This window comes from Ulvibacter sp. 2210JD10-4, assembly GCF_058148525.1.
Genome location: NZ_JBYVJZ010000079.1, coordinates 1 through 244 on the forward strand (window position 1 = coordinate 1; position 244 = coordinate 244).

Annotated in this window: 1 protein-coding gene; it reads right to left on the reverse strand. The window is 36.9% G+C overall.

All coding sequences use genetic code 11. The annotated features are described in order from the left end of the window. Positions 1–244, reverse strand: a 244-nt coding sequence (locus ACY2RT_RS15550; protein WP_490156825.1) for a hypothetical protein, incomplete at both ends; no start/stop codon positions are given.

The window sequence follows — 244 nt, forward strand, 5'->3', positions numbered from 1 at the left end:
GAGATGAGTTGTATGGGTTCGTTGTCCAGTTTTTGGGTGTGGAATTTAAGTCGTCCTATATGGTCATAGGACAAATAATCATACATATACGAAATAGGATTATCTCCCATCTTATGGGTAGTAGTAGTTTCAATAACCTTCCCCGTAAAATCAAGATATATTATTACAATATCATCCACATCCAGGCATTCATTCCAAGAACGATTGTAAATAGCACGTCCTTTATCATCATAGCCGATAGCCA